This window comes from Paraburkholderia piptadeniae (genome assembly GCF_900007165.1).
GTDB classification, from domain to species: Bacteria; Pseudomonadota; Gammaproteobacteria; order Burkholderiales; family Burkholderiaceae; genus Paraburkholderia; species Paraburkholderia piptadeniae.
This window is the reverse complement of sequence record NZ_CYGY02000022.1, coordinates 1-18622: the sequence shown is the minus strand read 5'-3', so window position 1 is coordinate 18622 and position 18622 is coordinate 1. Positions and strand designations below refer to the sequence as shown.

Annotated in this window: 16 protein-coding genes and 1 pseudogene; 13 read left to right on the top strand and 4 right to left on the bottom strand. The window is 59.4% G+C overall.

Translation table 11 applies throughout. The features are described 5' to 3' along the window. Positions 1 to 449 (top strand): TetR family transcriptional regulator (locus BN2476_RS10030; RefSeq protein ID WP_087734007.1); only part of this gene is annotated, 449 nt, incomplete at its 5' end. 510 nt (positions 450 to 959) lie between these two features. Here the strand turns inward: BN2476_RS10030 and BN2476_RS10025 are convergent. After that, positions 960 to 2612, bottom strand: coding sequence for a sigma-54 interaction domain-containing protein (locus BN2476_RS10025; protein ID WP_087734004.1), 1653 nt, complete (start codon positions 2610 to 2612; stop codon positions 960 to 962). Between the two features lie 229 nt (positions 2613 to 2841). On the opposite strand from BN2476_RS10025, the gene BN2476_RS10020 reads away from it, so the two are divergent. The 12 genes from BN2476_RS10020 (at position 2842) to BN2476_RS09965 (ending at position 15749) form a co-directional block, all read left to right on the top strand. Beyond that, positions 2842 to 4071: a CaiB/BaiF CoA transferase family protein gene (locus BN2476_RS10020; protein ID WP_087734002.1), complete on the top strand. Its 1230-nt coding sequence runs from the start codon at positions 2842 to 2844 to the stop codon at positions 4069 to 4071. Positions 4072 to 4093: 22 nt separating this feature from the next. Beyond that, a complete protein-coding gene (locus tag BN2476_RS10015) occupies positions 4094 to 4873 on the top strand; it encodes an enoyl-CoA hydratase-related protein (RefSeq protein WP_087734000.1) in 780 nt (259 codons plus the stop codon). Positions 4874 to 4907: 34 nt separating this feature from the next. Next, the gene (locus BN2476_RS10010) at positions 4908 to 6578 is read left to right on the top strand and encodes a class I adenylate-forming enzyme family protein (protein ID WP_087734006.1); all 1671 of its coding nucleotides are present in this window, start codon (positions 4908 to 4910) and stop codon (positions 6576 to 6578) included. Position 6579: 1 nt separating this feature from the next. Next, the gene (locus tag BN2476_RS10005) at positions 6580 to 7350 is read left to right on the top strand and encodes an enoyl-CoA hydratase/isomerase family protein (protein WP_087733999.1); all 771 of its coding nucleotides are present in this window, start codon (positions 6580 to 6582) and stop codon (positions 7348 to 7350) included. Between the two features lies 1 nt (position 7351). Next, complete coding sequence (locus tag BN2476_RS10000) at positions 7352 to 8098, top strand: SDR family NAD(P)-dependent oxidoreductase (RefSeq protein WP_087733997.1); 747 nt, start codon at positions 7352 to 7354, stop codon at positions 8096 to 8098. Between the two features lie 34 nt (positions 8099 to 8132). Further along, a complete protein-coding gene (locus BN2476_RS09995; protein WP_087733996.1) occupies positions 8133 to 9299 on the top strand; it encodes an acyl-CoA dehydrogenase family protein in 1167 nt (388 codons plus the stop codon). 9 nt (positions 9300 to 9308) lie between these two features. Further along, on the top strand, positions 9309 to 10184 hold the full coding sequence (locus BN2476_RS09990) for a 3-hydroxyacyl-CoA dehydrogenase family protein (protein ID WP_087733994.1): 876 nt from the start codon (positions 9309 to 9311) through the stop codon (positions 10182 to 10184). A gap of 2 nt (positions 10185 to 10186) precedes the next feature. After that, entirely contained in the window at positions 10187 to 10843 is a 657-nt protein-coding gene (locus tag BN2476_RS09985; protein WP_087733993.1) for a 3-hydroxyacyl-CoA dehydrogenase family protein, read from the top strand. Next, positions 10840 to 11982: a CaiB/BaiF CoA transferase family protein gene (locus BN2476_RS09980; RefSeq protein ID WP_087733992.1), complete on the top strand. Its 1143-nt coding sequence runs from the start codon at positions 10840 to 10842 to the stop codon at positions 11980 to 11982. Before BN2476_RS09985 ends, BN2476_RS09980 begins: the two co-directional genes overlap by 4 nt. After that, positions 11979 to 12965: an NADPH:quinone oxidoreductase family protein gene (locus BN2476_RS09975; protein WP_087733990.1), complete on the top strand. Its 987-nt coding sequence runs from the start codon at positions 11979 to 11981 to the stop codon at positions 12963 to 12965. Before BN2476_RS09980 ends, BN2476_RS09975 begins: the two co-directional genes overlap by 4 nt. A gap of 87 nt (positions 12966 to 13052) precedes the next feature. Continuing rightward, positions 13053 to 14291, top strand: coding sequence for an ABC transporter substrate-binding protein (locus BN2476_RS09970; protein ID WP_087733989.1), 1239 nt, complete (start codon positions 13053 to 13055; stop codon positions 14289 to 14291). 117 nt (positions 14292 to 14408) lie between these two features. Continuing rightward, a complete protein-coding gene (locus BN2476_RS09965; RefSeq protein WP_087733987.1) occupies positions 14409 to 15749 on the top strand; it encodes an MFS transporter in 1341 nt (446 codons plus the stop codon). Positions 15750 to 15751: 2 nt separating this feature from the next. Here BN2476_RS09965 and BN2476_RS09960 read toward each other — a convergent pair. From BN2476_RS09960 to BN2476_RS45415, 3 genes and pseudogenes are all read right to left on the bottom strand, one after another. Continuing rightward, positions 15752 to 16529, bottom strand: a pseudogene (locus tag BN2476_RS09960) (substrate binding domain-containing protein); the annotation flags it as partial. 217 nt (positions 16530 to 16746) lie between these two features. Continuing rightward, on the bottom strand, positions 16747 to 17466 hold the full coding sequence (locus BN2476_RS09955; RefSeq protein ID WP_087733986.1) for a DUF1223 domain-containing protein: 720 nt from the start codon (positions 17464 to 17466) through the stop codon (positions 16747 to 16749). A gap of 391 nt (positions 17467 to 17857) precedes the next feature. Further along, positions 17858 to 18073 carry a hypothetical protein gene (locus BN2476_RS45415; protein ID WP_143810934.1) on the bottom strand — a complete coding sequence of 72 codons (216 nt, stop codon included), beginning with the start codon at positions 18071 to 18073 and terminating at the stop codon, positions 17858 to 17860. Between the last annotated feature and the right edge of the window lie 549 nt (positions 18074 to 18622).

Below are 18622 nucleotides of genomic sequence, written 5' to 3'. Positions count from 1 at the left end.
TCCGTACCAAGAATGGCGTGCTCAAGGCGTTGCTCGAACATCAGCGGCAGCAGTTCGAGCAGATCGCGCACGCGCATATGGCGAAGGTGGGCACAACGAAGACAGAACCGTGTCTGTCATCGCAGATCGCTATCTATCGCGAATCCGTCAAGCAGCCGCACTCTGTCGCGCGCGCGATACTTGCTGCACTGGTCGAGAGTCCGGAGCTTCTGGCGGACTTCAAGGCAACCGATGCCGCGAGAATGAAAAAACTGCGGGAAGAGTCGAGCGACCTCGAACTCTCCTTGTTGCGCTACTTCGCCGCCAGCGGCCTCGCATTCCATTCGCTGCTTGGTCTTTCGCCGTTGCCTGATGCGATGATGAACCGGCTCTTTGATCGCTTGCTTGACGAGTCGGCGTGGACGGATCAAATGCAGCCGGCGAAAACGCGCAAGAAAGTCACACGTTGAGGCTAACAAGCAAGGAAGCAGAGATTTTGATTGGATGATGGCTGGTGCAGGCTGTGGTGGGATCAAATGCAGGTACGGTCGGATCCTCGAGTCAACGCTTTTTGTCACCCTCGCCCAAACGCAATTGGGCTATCGAAGATAAGAGAGGGAGGGACTCAAATTGTCACGTGGGCGGCGCCAGGCTGCATTAGGCAATGCGTACGGCACTGGGCAGCATCCAGCCGCCTTTCTGGACAACCCGGTCGTTTGGACTTGAGCTTGGAAAGGGCGTCATTGACTTCGACAGTTGGCGAGCTGTCTGTTGACCGACTGCCGTCGGTACGTCCAGGCACTGCGTAACCGCGGCCTGTCCGATGACCCATTGGCGTCAGCGTGATTGCCGTGATAACCAGGCAGTTATCTCGGCACATCCGTTGCTATCCGCAGCGCTTGGGTGCGCAACATGATTCGCGACGCGGCCTGACAGCCTTACCTTCCGAGTTGAGCGTTAGACACCCGGGGAAACAGAACCTACGCCATGTTCAGTTCTTTTAGACGCTTGTAGAGATAGGAACGCGACATCCCAAGGACCTCGGCGACGCGTTTTTTGTTTCCCTTGTGCCTTTCCATGGCTTCCAGAATAAGGTCCGATTCAACCTTTTCTTTCGCTGATCGTACGTCGCCGTTTGCCAGTGGTGCAGTTGTCATCGCGGCGTGTTCGACAGACAGAACAGAAGTGCTGTCTGTTGCGACACCTTCGAAGCTTTCGACGGAAAGCCATTCTCCATCGCTGAAGATTGTTGCCCGTTCGATCGCATGCTGTAGTTGTCGGACGTTCCCTGGCCATGCACGCGTCTGAAGATGACGCACAACTTCCGGGCTGACCGATTTTTTGGGGACGCCGTGACGCCTCGCAAAGTCCGTGAGAAACTTTTCTGCGAGCGAGGGGATGTCGTCCAGACGCTCCCTCAAAGGCGGCAGGCGCAGCGTGACGGCGCTGATGCGATAGAACAGATCGAGACGGAATGTCTTCTCTTTGATCATCGAATCGAAATTGCGGTTGCTGGCGGATATCAGGCGAAAGTCGGAGTGCTTTGCACGGTCGCCGCCAACGCGCTCGAAGGTGCCATCTTGCAAGACCCGCAGTAATTTGACCTGCATTTCGAGCGGCATGTCGCCAATCTCGTCGAGAAACAGACTGCCAGTGTCGGCGAGCTCGAATTTCCCTTTGCGTCCTTTCTTGTCGGCGCCAGTGAATGCACCGCCCTCATATCCGAACAGTTCGCTTTCCACGAGATTCGCAGGCATCGCGGCTGCATTCACCAGGACGAGAGGTTTGTCATTGCGACTGCTCAGCAGATGAATCGCGTGAGCGACGAGTTCCTTACCTGTACCGCTTTCCCCGACCAGTAAAACAGGTACGTCCAGCGGCGCTACGCGAATGATGTCCTCCTTCAAACGGCGCACTACATCGCTGTTCCCCACTATCTGATCGAGACCGTACGCGCGATTGCGGATACCCGACAACTCCCGCTTGTAGAAGGCGAGTTCCTGACGCACGCGCGCCAACTCGGAGCTTAGTCGCTCGATTGACTCGGGGCCCTTGAACATGACCTGCCCGATGGCGCCAACGCACTTGCGGCTGCGGTCGAAGATTGGCGTACGGGTAACGACGCGCGTCACGCCATTCATTTCCTGCACCTGGCCGATCTCGCCTTTCCCCGTCCTGACGACTTCCTGGAGGCGGGTGTTTTCGATGACTTCCGTTACGGGTCGACCCGCACCTTCGCCATGACGCAAGCCGAAGAATTTTTCGTGGATAGGACTTATGTAGCGCAGCGTCCCTTCCTTATCGACGACCGTGACGGCTTCGAAAGGGTTCGTGACGAAATGGCGCAGGATGTCGTCGGAGAAATCGACACTCGCGATGAATTCGGTGAGCTCGTCACCTTGCGCGGCCTGGAAGAGCAGGAAGCACGCCCCTTGTGCCGTGCTGACCGTTGCGACAGTCAACGGCTGTTCTGACGAATCGAGCGCGAAGAGACGCTTCAACGGTGTCACAGACCGGCGTCGCCAGAGCGCAGTAACGGCATCAATCACCGACGTGTCGCTGCCGAGTCCTGCTGCGAACCGCACCTGACCGGCGTTATCGAGCACCAGCACGCCCGTAGAGGGCTGCTCCATGTCTCCTCCGTTTTGTGTATTCGTCTCGATGAAAGTGTAGTCGAAAAACACAGGCTCTGTCGCAATGTGTATTTCTCGAAGACACTATTTCGGTCGATTTTGTCCGGTCGGCAGGAGGGAGGAGTGGCTGTGAAGGGCGCGAAGCCTTATCGGGCGGCACTTGCACGAGGTCTAGCCCCCACTGGCACGGAAGTCGCAGTAAGACTGCCAAACGCCAAATGAGACGACGATGACACCGATCGATACATTACCCATCGTAAAGACGGCCTCGGGACTTGAACTCCTGAAGGGGGTACGGGTGCTGGATCTGACTACTTCGATTGCGGGGCCTTACGGCACCCAGCTTCTTGCGGACCTCGGTGCCGATGTGACCAAGATTGAACGTCTTCGCGCTGGAGACGATACGCGCGCATGGGGTCCTCCGTTCCTGCACGGCGAGTCGCTCTGGTATCTCAGCATGAACCGCAACAAGGAGAGCGTCACCCTCGACGTTAGCCAGCCCGAAGGCCGAAGCATTCTTGATGACCTTCTGGCATCGAGCGACGTACTCGTCGTGAACATGGTCCAGCACGCGCAGCGAAAACTCGGCCTCGATTTCGCGACGCTCCGAACGAAGTTTCCTTCGTTGATCCATGTTTCGCTGACGGGCTTTGGTTCGCATGGGCCGAGGGCCAACCTGCCGTGCTACGACCTCATCGCAGAAGGCTATTCCGGGGTGATGGACCTGACGGGCGAGAAGGACTGCGGTCCGCAGAAGGTTGGCACGCCCGCAGCGGACTTGCTGGCAGGACAGGATGTCGCGCTAGCAACGGTCGCTGCGCTGTTCGAACGCCAGAGAACGGGTCTCGGCAAGAGTATCGATGTCTCGATGCTGGCGAGCATGGTCCGGTTCATGGCACCACGCATTGTTCCCTATCTCGGTTCGGGCGAGCCGGTTACGCGTTCCGGTGGTCGCGATTCGGTGATCGCGATTTATCAGGTGTTCGACACGGCTGACGAGCCGATCACACTGGGCCTTGGTAACGACGCGATATGGCATCGGTTCTGGGCAGCGGTTGGTCAGCCCGAATTTGGCCAATCGGAAGCGTTCGACAGCAACGCCAGCCGTCGCAAGGAACGCGCACGCATCGTTCGCACCATCGCGGCACTGCTCGCCACCCGTACCCGCGAGTACTGGCTTGGTCTCTTCAACGAACATCGCATTCCCGCAGGTCCGATCAATCGGGTTGACCAGCTTGTACAGGATGGTCACCTGCTCGAAGAGCGCCTGTTCTATGCCGCAGAAAGCGCGGCGGGCAAGGTGCCGCAAGTTGGCCTCGGCATACGCTTCGATGGCAATAGCGAGACGCATCGGCGTGCCCCGCCGTCACTAGGCGCTGACACGGAGCGTGTATTGCGCGAAAGGCTCGGCATGTCGGACATATGCATAGCGGGGCTCCGAGAGCGCGAGATTATCTGAACCCATTCCACAGGAGAGAGACATGCACTTCGAAGAGATTCTGTATCACGAAGACGGACCGATCGGCACCATTACGCTGAATCGCCCGGATGATGGAAACATGTTCACAGCAAAGATGTGCCATGAGATTCGTGATTGCATCAACGAGATCCGTCGTGAGACTCGAACACGTGTGATTGTGATTACAGGTGCCGGCGACAGGTTCTTCTGCACCGGCGGGCGAAAAGACGGCATGGAAGATTCATTGCTGTACGCCGGCGTACTACCCACGCTTGAGATGTACGAAAGCATAGACCGCCTTCAGAAGCCGGTAATCGCGTCGGTGAATGGCTACGCCGTTGGTGGTGGGAATGTGCTTCAGGTCGTGTGCGACCTCACGATCGCCAAGGAAAGTGCTGTGTTCCGTCAAGTCGGTCCGATGGTTGGGAGCTTCGACGCTGGGTACGGCACGTGGTATCTGGAGGACCTCGTCGGCAAGAAGCGCGCGAAGGATATCTGGTATCGGAACCCGAAAATCAGCGCGCGTGAGGCACTCGAAATGGGCCTGATCAACAAGGTTGTGTCCGATAACGAACTGAAGGATGCGACGCGTGCGTACGCGCTTGAGATCGCACAGCGCGGCGCGGTTGCACTCGCCTCCGTTAAGTCGGCGTTCAACGCTCGACATGGCGGCGTGAGCGGACTGTCGAGAATGTCCCACGACCTGCTGCTGCGTGGCTATCTCGAGACTGATGAACACGCTGAACTCGCCGCCGCTTTCGCCGAACGGCGTGAGCCCGATGCCAGCAAGTTCGGCCACTGATACGCGCCTGCTCAATGACTATCGGACGCACGTCATGCAAAACATTCTGACGCTTCATAACCCGCAGAAGGCGAGGGAGTATTACCTCACCGGTGCGTGGCAGCAGGACACGCTCTACAGCCTCGCGCGCCTTCACTCCCGCGAGCGACCCGGTGCCTTCGCGTTACGCGATGCAACGCGAAGGCTCACGTGGCGCGAGGTTGTCGAGTGGGTAGATAGCGTTGCCGAAGCCCTGCACCGGGGCGGAATGAGACCGGGTGACCGCGTAGGAATCTGGCTTCCAAACGTCCTTGAAACCGTCATCATTTTTCTCGCATGCTCGCGCAACGGTTATGTCTGCGCTCCGTCGCTCCACCAGAACTATACGGTTGAGGAGATAGCGTGTCTGCTTGAGCGCATCCAGTGCAAGGCGCTGTTTGCCGAACGCGACTATGGCGCGAACGCGCGGGAGCAGTCTATCTTCGAGCGCGCAAAGGCTATTCCGGGCCTTTCCATGATTTTCGACCGTCAGGCGGAATCCGAGGAGGCCACCGCCTTGCCGTTTCCCGATCGCGCGCCTCCAGCGGTACTGCTGGCCCCCGATTTCGACGCTGACAAGATCGTGTATCTCGCGTTTACATCAGGCACGACAGGGGCACCCAAAGGCGTCATGCATAGTGACAACACACTGCTCGCGAACGGTCGCGCACTCGCGGCAGACTGGGGGCATACGCAGGACACGAGGCTGCTGACGCTGAGTCCAATGAGCCACCATATTGCGACGGTTGCGGTCGAGCAGATGCTGGTGAAGGGCCTCGAACTGGTCATGACCGATCCGCAAAGAGGCAAGGCCGGTCTCGATTGGGTACTGGAGACAGGCGCCGACTATGTGATGGGCGTGCCGACCCATGCGATGGACGTTCTGGGCGAAGTGCGCCGACGCGGTCTGACGACCCTTGGCCGCGTGAAGACCTTCTACATGGCGGGTGCGGCGATACCGCGTGATATCGCCCAACAATTCATGAGCCTCGGCGTGACGCCTCAGAACGTTTATGGCATGACGGAGAACGGATCGCATAACTATACGAGGCCGACCGATTCGGCCGATACGATTGTGTCGACTTGCGGACGTCCGTGCCAAGGATACGAAATCAGGCTCTTCAAACAGGACGACATCGACGTCGAGGTTGACCCGGGAGAAGTCGGCGAAATCGGCGGGCGCGGCGCAGTGCTGATGCTTGGCTATTTCAACAACCAGACGGCAACCGAGTCGTCGTTCAACCGTGACGGCTGGTTCATGAGCGGCGACCTCGGTGTTCTGACGGAGGATGGCTGCCTGCAAATAGTCGGACGCAAGAAAGATTTGATTATTCGGGGCGGTCACAACATCTTCCCTGCGGGCATCGAAGAACTCGCCATTCGCCATGCAGGTATCGAGCGGGCGGCAGCGTTTCCTGTCTTCGACGAGCGCCTTGGCGAGAAGGTGTGTCTCGCGGTCGTGGCAAAGTCCGAGACGGTGCCGTTGAGCGCCGAAGCCGTGCTGGAGCATCTGGCGGAAGCGGGGCTGTCGAAGTACGACATGCCGGAGTACTTCGTGTTGCTAGATGCGTTCCCGCTCACCGCGAGCGGCAAGATTCTCAAGCGTGAACTGGTCGAATGGGTGAAGTCTGGAGTTTTGTCCCCGGCGCCCGTCCGGTATCGCGTCAAGGCTATGGCAGGAGGTTGAAGTGTCGGTCACTCTCGATATTAGCGACGGCCTCGCATCCGTGCGACTGAACCGTCCAGAAGCACTCAATGCTTTGAGCTTCGCGGTGCTCAGGGAACTCTCAGCGGCCTTCGACGAAGCAGGACGGTCGGGTGCACGGGTGCTTGTCATCACAGGAAGCGGTGATAAGGCGTTTTGCGCGGGCGCCGACATCAAGGAACTGATGGGGCGAGGCCTGGTGGCCCAGCGCGAAGGCGCCCTTCTCGGGCAGGCGACGTTCTCGAAGCTTGGCAGGCTCGCGATGCCGTCGATTGCGGTCATTCACGGCTATGCGTTCGGCGGCGGTCTTGAACTGGCGATGGCATGCACGTTTCGCATTGCCACGCCGAACGCGAAGATGGGCTTGCCTGAAATCAAGCTCGGGCTTATTCCGGGCTATGGCGGCACGCAGCGGCTTCCCCGTCTCGTGGGAGAGGCGCGCGCACTGGAGATGGTGCTGTCGGGCAAGACTATCGATGCTGCGGAGGCTGAACGCATTGGCCTCGTGAACCGGGTCGTGGAGGGACAGGATCCGGTCGCGCTCGGCCGCGAATTCGCCGGGCAGTTCACAGGATTCAGTCGTTGCGCTTCAGTCTTCGCGCGGGAAGCCATACAGCGCGCGAGCGAGACGAGTCTTGAAGAAGGGCTGAAGATCGAGGCGGATCTCTCGACGCTTGCCTTCCAGACCGCCGATGCCTCTGAAGGCATGCACGCATTCGTCGAGAAGCGAAATGCGATTTTCAGGGATGAGTGAAATGAACGAAGGTTGCATCATCGTTACTGGAGCTAGCAGGGGCATTGGTGCGGCAATCGCCGAAACGCTCGCGCGCGAAGGCTTTACCGTGGGTTGTCTCTCGCGCTCGGGCGATTTGCCAGCGCGCGACATCACCAGTGCGGAGATCCATGCCCGTTTCATCGCCGCGGCATGCGACGTAACCGACCAGGCTTCGGTGAAAGCCGCGGTCGAGGATGTAGTTCGGCGCGCGGGTCGACCGCTCGTCGGGCTAGTGAACAACGCAGGTTTGCACAGGGAGGGACCGTCGGATTCACTGCCGGTCTCCGATTTCGAAGCGGTGATGACCGCGAACGCCACCTCTGTACTCATCGCAAGCCAGGCGGCGTATCCGCACCTTTGCGAAACGGGTGAAGCGACTATCGTCAATATCGGCTCGTTCTTCGACAAGCTCGGCGTGAAGCGCAATGCGGCTTATTGCGCGTCGAAGGCAGCGGTGGGCGCCATCACGCGATGCCTCGCCGTGGAATGGGCGAGCAAGGGCATTCGCGTTCACAACGTCGCACCTGGCTACATCGCCACGGACCTTAACCGGGATTCGCTCGCGAGCGGACCGCTCAGTCAGTTCCTCGCGAAACGTATTCCGACAGGAGGACCGGGCGTAGCCGAAGACGTCGCGCAACTGGTGCGCCTCCTCTTTACGCTCTCCGGCAGGTTCATGACAGGCGAGACGCTATATCTCGACGGCGGACAGGGTATGGCGCTCTGACGCTCCAGGCACAAACGACCAGGGCAACTCCAACATGAACGTTCTTGAAAGACTCGATGTAGGCATCACGCTCAACGACGAGGAAAAGATGATCGTCGAAAGCGTGCGCTCGCTCGCACACGAGCAGATTGCGCCGCGTGCGGCCGACTACGACCGCACAGCGGCGTTCCCGTGGGACAACGTGCGCGCCATCAACGAACTCGGCCTGAACGCGATGTTCATCCCCGAGGAATACGGCGGCGCGCCGCTTTCTTTCACCTGTTACGTCGCATGTGTGCGTGAGATATCGAAAGCGTGCGCATCGACGGGGATCGTCTGGGCAACGAATTTCCACGCTATCAAGCCCGTCATAGAGTACGGAACCGACGCGCAAAAGAAGCGCCTTTTACCACGCATCGCGGAGGGCGGACTTGCATCACTGGCCATTACCGAAAACGGTGCAGGGTCCGACGCGACAGGCATGCGAACCACATTCACGCCGGACGGTGACGATATCGTCATCAACGGCAGCAAGGTATTCATTACGAATGGGGACGTGGCGGATCTGTATCTGTTGTTCGGGAAATGGTCGGAAATCGACGATGGCAAGGACGCCATCTCTGTCCTCGTGCTCGAGAAGGGAACACCGGGCCTGACTGTGACGGGCACAGAGCACAAGATGGGGACGCGCGCGTCGAGCACGGCTGCGTTGTCGTTCGAAAATTGCCGCGTCCCGCGTGCGAATCTTCTTGGCAAGCCCGGCGACGGCTTGCGGATTCTGTTCGGCTCGCTGAACCGGTCCCGGCCAAGCGTGGCTGCCCATGCCCTCGGTATCGCGCGTGCTGCGTTCGAAGACGCAACGGCATACATCAACGAGCGAAAGCAGTCGGGCCGCAGGATCATCGATTTCCAGGGCATTCAGTTCATGCTGGCCGATATGGCTGCAGAACTGGTGCTGTGCGAGTCGCTGTTATGGCGGGTCGCGGGAATGGTCGACAGCGGCGCATCGGATTTCGGGATCGAGGCATCGATACTGAAGATGCGCGCGTCCGACGCCGCGATGCGTATTACGACCGATGCAGTGCAGTTGTTCGGGGGCTATGGATACTGCGCAGACTACCGGGTCGAGCGGCTGATGCGCGATGCCAAGATCACGCAGATCTGGGAGGGCACCAATCAGGTCCATCGGCAACTCATCGGTCGAAGCTTCATTCAGAAATAGGAGACTGGGATGACATCAATCAAGACCGTAGGCATTGCCGGAGCCGGCACAATGGGCGCGGGCATTGCGATCGTCGCTGCAAGAGCGGGATTCGTGACGAAGGTGTACGACACGCGCGATGAAGCGCTCGCCAATGCGCGCGCTCAGACCAATGCCTTTCTGGACAAATCGGCCCAACGGGGCAAGCTTCCCGCCGACTCAATTCCGGAGATCATGTCGCGCTGGCATGGCACGACAGATCTCGCCGACCTGCACGATTGCGACATCGTTATCGAGGCGGTATTCGAAGACCTGCGGGTGAAGCATGAGCTTTTCAAACAGCTGGATGCCGTGTGCCCGCCCCATACGCTCTTTGCCTCGAATACGTCGACTATCTCGATTACCGAAATTGCGGGCGGGTCGGGACGGCCTGACCGGTTCGTCGGCATGCACTTCTGTCTTCCCGCGCAGTTGATGAAGCTAATCGAGATGTCAGCCGGGCTGACGACGAGCGACGCAACGTTTGAAGAAGCCTGGCGCTTTGCGCGGGCGCTGGGCCAGAAGCCCGTTCGAACGCAGGACACGCCGGGATTCATCCTGAATTACTTCCTGATTCCCTTTAACAACGACGCGATTCGCCTTGTCGAACAGGGCGTCGCGGAAGCTGCGGACATCGATGTCGCCATCAAGACGGCATTGGGTTACCCAATGGGGCCGCTGGAACTGCTCGATCTTATTGGGATGGACACGCAAAAGCTGCTATGCGCGGCGATGTACGACCTGACCAATGAGCCGCGCGCAGCGTGTCCTCCACTTGTGCGCCGGATGATTGCGGCGGGCTGGCTCGGCAAGAAGACGGGCAAGGGTTTCCATACGTACGGCGATACGAAAATGTTCGGAGCATGACCATGACCTACAAAGTTCTGAAATCCGGCGAGAGCCGCTCGTTTCCGTCTAGTCATCCTTTTCTCGAGGCAGCAGCGCAGGGGCCATCGCTGGTCTTCATCGGGGACAAGGCAGGAGAAGCGTTCCGCGAAGCCGCGCAGGTAGCGAAGGATGCGCCGTTTGTCGCGATCGAACTGGGCAGCGAATGTCTTGGGTCCCACACGGGCGAAAATGGCGGCAAGGAAGGTTCCAACGTTGTTGGCTTCGCGCGTTTTCGATTGGGAGACGCGGAGCCGAGCAACCTGATCGAAGTCGTGCGCCAATCGGCAACCGATCCGGAAGCGCTCTCGCTCGCGCGGGCTGCGTTCGAAGCAGCAGGGTTCCGCGTCGCCGTTTGCGGCGATTTTCCCGGGCGTATCGTCGACCGGCTGATCCGGCCGTACTACAACGCGGCATTGCGCCGTCTCGACGAGAAACTGGCTACGGCCGACGACCTCGACATGACGTTGCGGCTTGGCCTCGGGTATCCGGAAGGCCCGATTGCCCTGTTGCACCGGACAGGCCTGGGCCACCACTACGAAGTTTCGATGCGGCTATACGAGGCGCTTGGGGATGCGGCCTACATGCCAGCGCGCCGCGCTCACGTTGCGCATCAACGTGCGAAAGGCGGCGACAGATGAGGCAGCAGCCCCTAACCGATGTCAAGGTCATCGACTTCAGCACGCTCCTGCCGGGTCCGCTGTGCACATTGCTGCTTGCCGAAGCGGGCGCCGACGTGATCAAGGTTGAGAAGCCGTCAGGCGGTGATGACATGCGTTCGTACACGCCGAGGGCCGGCGACGATAGCGTGAATTTCGGCTTGCTCAATCGGGCCAAACGATCGGTCGCGGTCGATCTGAAATCCGATGAGGGTAGGGCATCAATACTCCCGCTGATTGGCGAAGCGGATGTCCTCGTCGAGCAATTCAGGCCGGGCGTGATGGAGCGCCTGGGACTGGGCTTTGGCGAACTCTCGCAGATCAATCCGAAGTTGATCTACTGTTCCATTACCGGTTACGGCCAGTCCGGTCCGAAGGCCAACCGTGCCGCGCATGACCTCAACTACATGGCCGAGACGGGGTTGCTGGGATTGAGTCGTAGCCGTGACGGAGCGCCAGTTCTGCCTCCTGCGCTTGTCGCCGACATTGCGGGCGGAGCGTACCCGGCCGCGCTAAACATCATGTTGGCATTGCGACAGCGCGATCTCGATGGGCAAGGGCGGTATCTCGACATTTCGATGTCGGACAATCTTTTCACCTTTGCCTATTGGGGACTGGGGCAAGGTTTCACCGGCAACGGTTGGCCGCGCCCAGGGGGCGAGCTCGTGACGGGCGGAACCGCGCGCTATCAGATTTACGTCACAGCCGACGAGCAATACCTGGCTGCCGCGCCACTTGAAGACAAGTTCTGGCGCAATTTCACAAATGCCCTGGGCGTTCCTGAACTGGCTGCCGCCGATGGCACTGGGACCGAGGTGAGAGTTCGTGTTGCTTCGGCGATCCGGCAAAGAACGGCTGCCTACTGGCTGAACAAGTTTGCGGAAACCGACACGTGTGTGGTTCGTGTCGTTGACCTCGCAGAGGCGGCTACGGACCCGCACTTCACGCAACGCAGCGTGTTCGACAGGACGGTGCGACTCGCCGATGGAACCATGATCCCCGCGCTGCCGGTACCCGTCGACAGACAGTTCCGCTCCCGGCAGGAAACACTCGATGCACCACGGCTCGGCGCGGACGCTGCGTCATTCCAGACATATGAGAAAAATGGTGGTGACCTATGAAGGCCGTTGTAGTAGGTAAATTTGGAGAACCCGGCGAAGTCGAAGTCACGGATCTTCAGGATCCTGAGGTCGAAGACAATAGCGTTCTCATCGATGTCCGTGCTTCCGCGATCAACTATCCGGATCTGCTTGTGATCCGGGGGAAGTACCAGAAATTGCCGCAATTGCCATTCACGCCGGGAAAGGATGCAGCGGGTGTGGTAGTGACAGTCGGACCGTCCGTCCGTCATATCAGGCCGGGCGATCGCGTCGTCGCTCATATGGAATATGGGGCCTACGCGTCTCGCGTTCTCGTGTCGGAAGACAGGTGCGAGATCTTGCCGGCTGCGATTCCTTTCGATGATGCCGTGGCGATGGGGTTGCCATTCCAGACCGCTTTTTTCGCCTTGATGGAACGCGCCCGGTTCGCCGCTGGCGAGACGGTGCTTGTGACGGGAGCGAGCGGCGGCGTCGGTGCTGCGGCGTTGCAACTGGTGCGGGCACTTGGCGGGAAAGCGATCGCTGCGGTGAATCGTACGCAACAGGCTGAGCAGGCGCTTGCGGATGGTGCGTCGCATGTTGTCGATCTGTCGATGCCGGACCTCCGGGAAGGTCTGCGTCAGCAGGTGTTTGAAGTAACGAAGGGTCGCGGGGTCGATATCGTTCTGGACACGCTAGGCGGCGATGTGTTCGGTGCCGCCCTCAGAGCGTTAGGGTGGTGCGGAAGGGCGGTCGTGATTGGTTTTGCAGGTGGCCAGATCCCTCAGATCAAGGCGAATTATCTGCTGGTGAAGAACATTGAGGTATCTGGTTTGCAGTGGAGCGACTATCGCGACCGGCAGCCGAAGCGGGTAGGCCTGGCGCAACAGAAGTTGCATGAGCTTCTTGAAAAAGGTTTGATTTGTCCGCGCATTGCTCTACGGCTGCCCGTCGAAGAGGCGGCGAAAGGCCTGGAGGCTGTCGATACGCGTGCCGTGGCGGGGCGTGTGATTCTTCATTTCTAACGGAGGAACACTGTTTGCGACTGCGTCCAGACATTTAAATTACTTAGAGATACAAAATAATATTTGAGTAATCTTAGGAGACACACCATGAAATCGTCATCGGGATTGAAACGTTGGGTATGCGCACATCTGGTAGCGGCATGTTCGCTCACTGCCATAGCCGGCACCTGCGAAGCAGCCGACAAGGGGAATGCAGAGCCGTTCAGGATCGGCGTGATTGTCGACATGAGCGGCGTGTACTCGGGGATTGGCGGTGCAGGTGGAGTGGCGGCCGTCAAGCTCGCAGCGCAGGACTTCGGCGGTACGGTGCTGGGACGCCCGATAGAAATACTGTCGGCGGATTATCAGAACAAGGTCGATGTGACTGCTACGAAGGTGCGCTCCTGGTACGACCAGGACGATGTTCAGGCCGTGCTCGAGTCCACTGATTCCGCGTCGGCACTTGCGTTACAGAAGCTCGGCGTCGAGAAACGGAAGATCACAATCTTTGCGGGCTCGGCCACGACAGAACTCACGGGCAAGCAATGCTCACCTTATGGCGTTCACTATGTATACGACACGTATGCCCTTGCAAATGGAACGGCGCGCGCACTTGTGCAGGCAGGCTACAAGCGCTGGTTCTTTCTCACGGCCGACTACGCATTCGGCAACTCACTTCAGGGCCAGGCAACCCGGGTCGTGCAGACAATGGGCGGCGACGTAGTGGGTTCTGTGAAGCATCCGTTGTCTGCATCAGACTTCGCTTCATATCTGATGCAGGCACAGGCTTCGAAGGCTCAGGTAGTCGGTCTGGCCGACGCGGGGCGCGACACGCAGAACGCGGTCAAACAGGCGGCGGAATTTGGCCTGTCGCGCAACAACCTTGTGGTGGCGCCATTACTTATTTTCGACAGCGACCTGAAGGGAATGGGGCTGAAGACGGCACAAGGGCTGCAATTCACCACCGCGTTCTACTGGGATCACGACGACCAGACGCGGGCGTTTGCCAAAAAATTCTACTCGGCCACAGGCAAGATGCCGACGATGGTCCAGGCCGGAATGTACTCAGCGACGATGCATTACCTGAGTGCGGTCCGGTCGTCGGGAACAGCCGATAGCGACAAGGTGATGGCAACAATGCGTGCGACGCCCATCAACGATTTCTTCGCGAAGGATGGGCGTATCGAGGCAAATGGCCTGATGGTGCACGACATGTATCTCGCGGAAGCCAAGAAGCCATCTGAATCGAAAGGCGAGTGGGACTTGCTCAAGATCCGCTCCGTGATTCCGAAGGAGGAAGCCTTCGAACCGCTTGCAGAAAGCGCCTGCCCGCTTGTCAGGAAATAGGCGCACTCAAATTGACCCTGCTACGGCCCACGCCGGGCGGCCCGATGGGACCGTCACGGCAAGCACCGTCCGTTTGGTCAAGCAATACGTGTAGGCAGTACAAAACTGGAGACTGTAATGGAATCTGTACGCGTCAACGAATTCGGGCAAATAGCGCGAGAAGAGACGATTGACACGAAACGAAAAAACGCCATCAAGGGTGCCGTGTTCTCGGAATTCATCGATATGTTCGATATCTATCTTCCGGTGATCATTCTCGCGCCCGTTCAGTCGTTCTTTCTGCCCGCGCATGTGTCCACGGCACATCAGGCGATACTCGAGTCGCTGGTATTCATCACCACGCTGCTCGGACGTCCTCTCGGTGCACTGCTGTTCGGCCGCATCGCCGACCGCGTCGGACGACGCGCGGCCTCGATTCTCTCCGTCAGCGGGTTCGGTGTCGCAACCTTCCTGATCGCGCTGATACCCGGCTATGAGTCCATCGGGATCGCGTCGTACTGGATTCTGGTAATTCTACGTTTCATCGACGGCATTTTCCTTGGTGGCGGATACACCGGTGCATTGCCGCTTGCCATCGAATATTCGAAGAAGGAGCAGCGAGGCCTCGTGGGCGGTTTGATTCTCGCTGGCTTTCCGGCGGCCTACGTTGCGATCAATCTGATCGCGATGATCATGTTCGCGCTCTTTCCGGTAGGCGGTCCGCAGTCTGCCTATGCACAGTGGGGTTGGCGCATTCCCTTCATGATCGGCGCACTTATGGCGGCGCTTCTGGCACTCTACTATGTGCACAAGGTTGCCGAATCCGAAGTCTGGGTCGGGAAATCGGCCGGAAAGCCGCAAGCGACGTCAACCAGCCGGCTCGTTAGCGGCCCAGCGCTGCGCAATCTTGTTCAGGTCCTGCTGATGATGACGGGATTCTGGCTTACACAAAACATCGTCGGCCTGTTCCTTCCCACTGGCGTTTTGTTGAAGACGCTGCACCTTACAGCGCTTCAGATGACAACGACGCTCATGCTGTCCTATACAGTGCTCTGTTTCAGTTATGTGGGAGCAGGCATGTTGGGGCAACGGATTGGCCGCCGCACGATGCTTTCCCTTGTGGGCGCTCTCTCGGCCACGCTTGGAGCCTTTCTACTGTATTTACTCATAGGGGCGACTGGAGTTGCACTGCCCGTTGTCGTGCTGATCGTATGTGGTATTGCGATTACGGTGAGTTCGGCGTGGGCCGTAATCGTTACATATATCAACGAGCGGTTTGCAACGGGTGTGCGAGCGACAGGTTTTGGCGTCGGCTACAGCCTGTCAGTGATATTGCCATCGTTCTACGCGTTCTATATGAACTGGCTCGGTTCCGCGATGCCGCTGCGCTATGCCCCCGTCGCGTTGTTGTGCATTGGCGGTGCGATTGCGTGTGTCGGCGCGCTCATCGGGCCGGAGACAAAAGACGTCGACCTTTAAGCTCAATGAGACGCACTTGCCGGTGAACCGCGCCTGGCCTTTCGTGCCTGGTCCAGCATGAACTCGATGAACTTTGCGGTCGCGCGCGTGGTGGAGATTCGGCATGTACAGCATGTACATGTTCGTGCCGAAAATGCTGAGTCGCCACTGGTCGAGCGCGGTGATGACGTCACCGCGACGAATGTCCTCGTGCGCGACGTAGTCGGGCACCAGTCCAACGCCGAGGTCTTCAAGTATCGCGTCGTGCAGGAACAGAAAGTTCTCGGAGATGACGCCCCGGTTCGAGCATTACCCCGTGTCGTTCGTCGCGCGGATAGGCAGCAAGCCGCAATTGCCGTCCGACGACGGCCGAGGTGATCAGTGGTCTGGTGTGCGAGTTTCTTCGAGCTGCACTGGCATGCCGTGCAGTGCCGCATAAATCGAAGACGCGCATGTGATCCATCGCACCCGCCCCATATCGCGCGCGACAAGGTTTTACGGCAGTTCCGACATGACGCGCACAGCGACGTCTACTTCATCGCGCAGCAGGTCTTCGACGCGATTTTCGAACATCACATCGAGCATGGTGCCCGGAAATTCGCGTTTGAACGCAATCAGCCATTCCGACATCACCGGTTGCCCGTAGCCGCTCGGCAGCGACAGACGCACTCGGCCTTGCAGGCTCTCGCCAAGCGTCGACACCGATTCCTGCGCTGCGCGAAGTGCATTCCGGATCGTGCGGCCGTGTTCGTAGAGCTTCAGGCCGATTTCGGTTGGCTCGACGCGCCGGGTTGGCAGGCGTCGAACAAACCTTAAGATCAGCCGCCATGGCCTGTCTGGCAGCGGACAGGGACGTACCGGCGCTTGACATAACACCCGGAAGCGCAGGTATCTAGTGTAGCGGCACGCGAAGCGGAGTGGTTCTTCATCCATGAACCAGCGATCCGCACGTAGTCGGGCGAGCGACCCGCATGCGGCGCGCCTGCATCGAGTGCGTTGGAGACCAACAACCAATCGCTCAGCGCGCAGGCGCTTCACGCGCATCGACAACGCGTGCGGCACCGACGATGGCGCCATCGGGCGCTTCGAGCAGTACCGCCAGATGCTCGCCAGCGACGGCGTTGGCACGCAACGTCAGCGCCGTGCCGGACCACTGGCCGATTGGCGCAAAGCCACGCACGATGTTCGATTCAGTGAGCGTGTTGCCCGCGTTCTCGCCGCGCCCGATCGCCGTGACGTGGCGCGCGTCGTAGCCGACCAGCAGCACGCGCGCGCGTCCGCTGCCCGGGCCGATGGACACCGAAACACTGCCATTGCCCCGCGCGGCGCTGACTGTAGCGGCCGTGACGCCCGTGGACCGCGCCTGGTCGATGGCCGAACTGGCCGCAATGCGATTCGAGCCGACCACTTCGGCCTTGCCGTCGATCACCATCTCCGGCGTGTACGCGAAGTCGCGAAACCGCTGGACGTACTGCGCCTGAAGCGCATCGGCGGCGTCGAATGAAAACGGGTCTTTCCAGCCGAGCTGATTCCAGTATGTGACGTGAAATGCCAGGGGCAGGACATCGGCGCGTGTGTCGCTCAGCTCAGACAGGAAGCGATCGGCCGGCGGGCACGACGAACAGCCCTGCGACGTGAACAGTTCGACGACGACCGGACGCGGCGCGGCGGCGAACGCCTGCGATGCGGGCAGCGCCGCCGCGCAGGCACAGATGACAGCGAGAGAACGGGCGAACATGTCCTGACTCCAGATGGCGACACTATCAGTAATTCGCTCGTTGGCGCGAGCGGGTTACAGTTGATGCATTCCCGGCGCGCCGGGTGCATCACGACGATCGCTGTCGACGATGTCGTCTTCGAAGAAGCCCAGGTACGTCGGGGTTTGTGCAGACGATCGCATCGCAAAACAGCTGCACGTCGCCACCGTGCGTGATCCAATCGAGCGTCGGTGTGCAGCTGTTCTGTCAGGCTCAAGAACCAGTTGCTCCACTGCATGCGCTGTCTGAATTCCTGGCGCTATCTTCGGCGCGATGCGTCGACAGCCCGGGTAAAATCGAACTGGTCACGCGGCCCAATTGACACACCACGCGGCAGCAGTCCCTCGCGGGCAACCCGGTTACGATCGGTCGTCACGCCGGCTCGGTGCTTCGATTTCGTCGCGAGACGAACTGATCTGGATAGCGAATCCATACCGGGTCAGCCGGAGGCATACCCCAGATCGGATCAGATTTGAAACTCTGGTCGAGTGCCGCTGCAAGGTTCGCCGTTAGCTCATCATAGTGATCTGGCCTTTGCAGCAAAGCCAGCGTGACTCCCGCGAGCAGGTGGGCGTCGTCACCGAGCATTGCTATGTCCTACGAGGCTATTTTTCTCTCCGATTGGGACGAACGCATCAAACCGTTCGTGGCCAAGGCGCGGCGACTAAGGGCGCAAGGAAGGCCGCGAGGACGAGCTCGAATTAGCGCGCAACGCGCTGCCGCGGGCATTGTCAACTTGCCGACAGCACGGTGAGTTCTGTCGGCAAATTATCTCATCCTCATCAATTATTTTGAGTGTTTGCGTCCGCGATCGTGGGCTCTCGAATTCCTCTGCCCGTCACCCTAACCGATTCGTTGATCGCTATTTGCACCACAGCCGAAGGAACCACAACTATGGCAAATTGACGCGACAATTGTGCCCATCGACCGGAGAAGTTAGTTGTCCATCCGGCGTGCTTCCCAATTGACGACCTACACCGCCGCATCCACGCAAATTTGCCGAAAAAATCTCGCCGGCTCAGGTGACGCAGCACGCCGCAGCAGGTTCGACCCGCGGTGGCGGAGTTCATGGATGCGCCCGCCTTGATCGGGCAGAAGTCGACTCAACCCGACGCACGCGAGGTCCGGCAAGGCGCG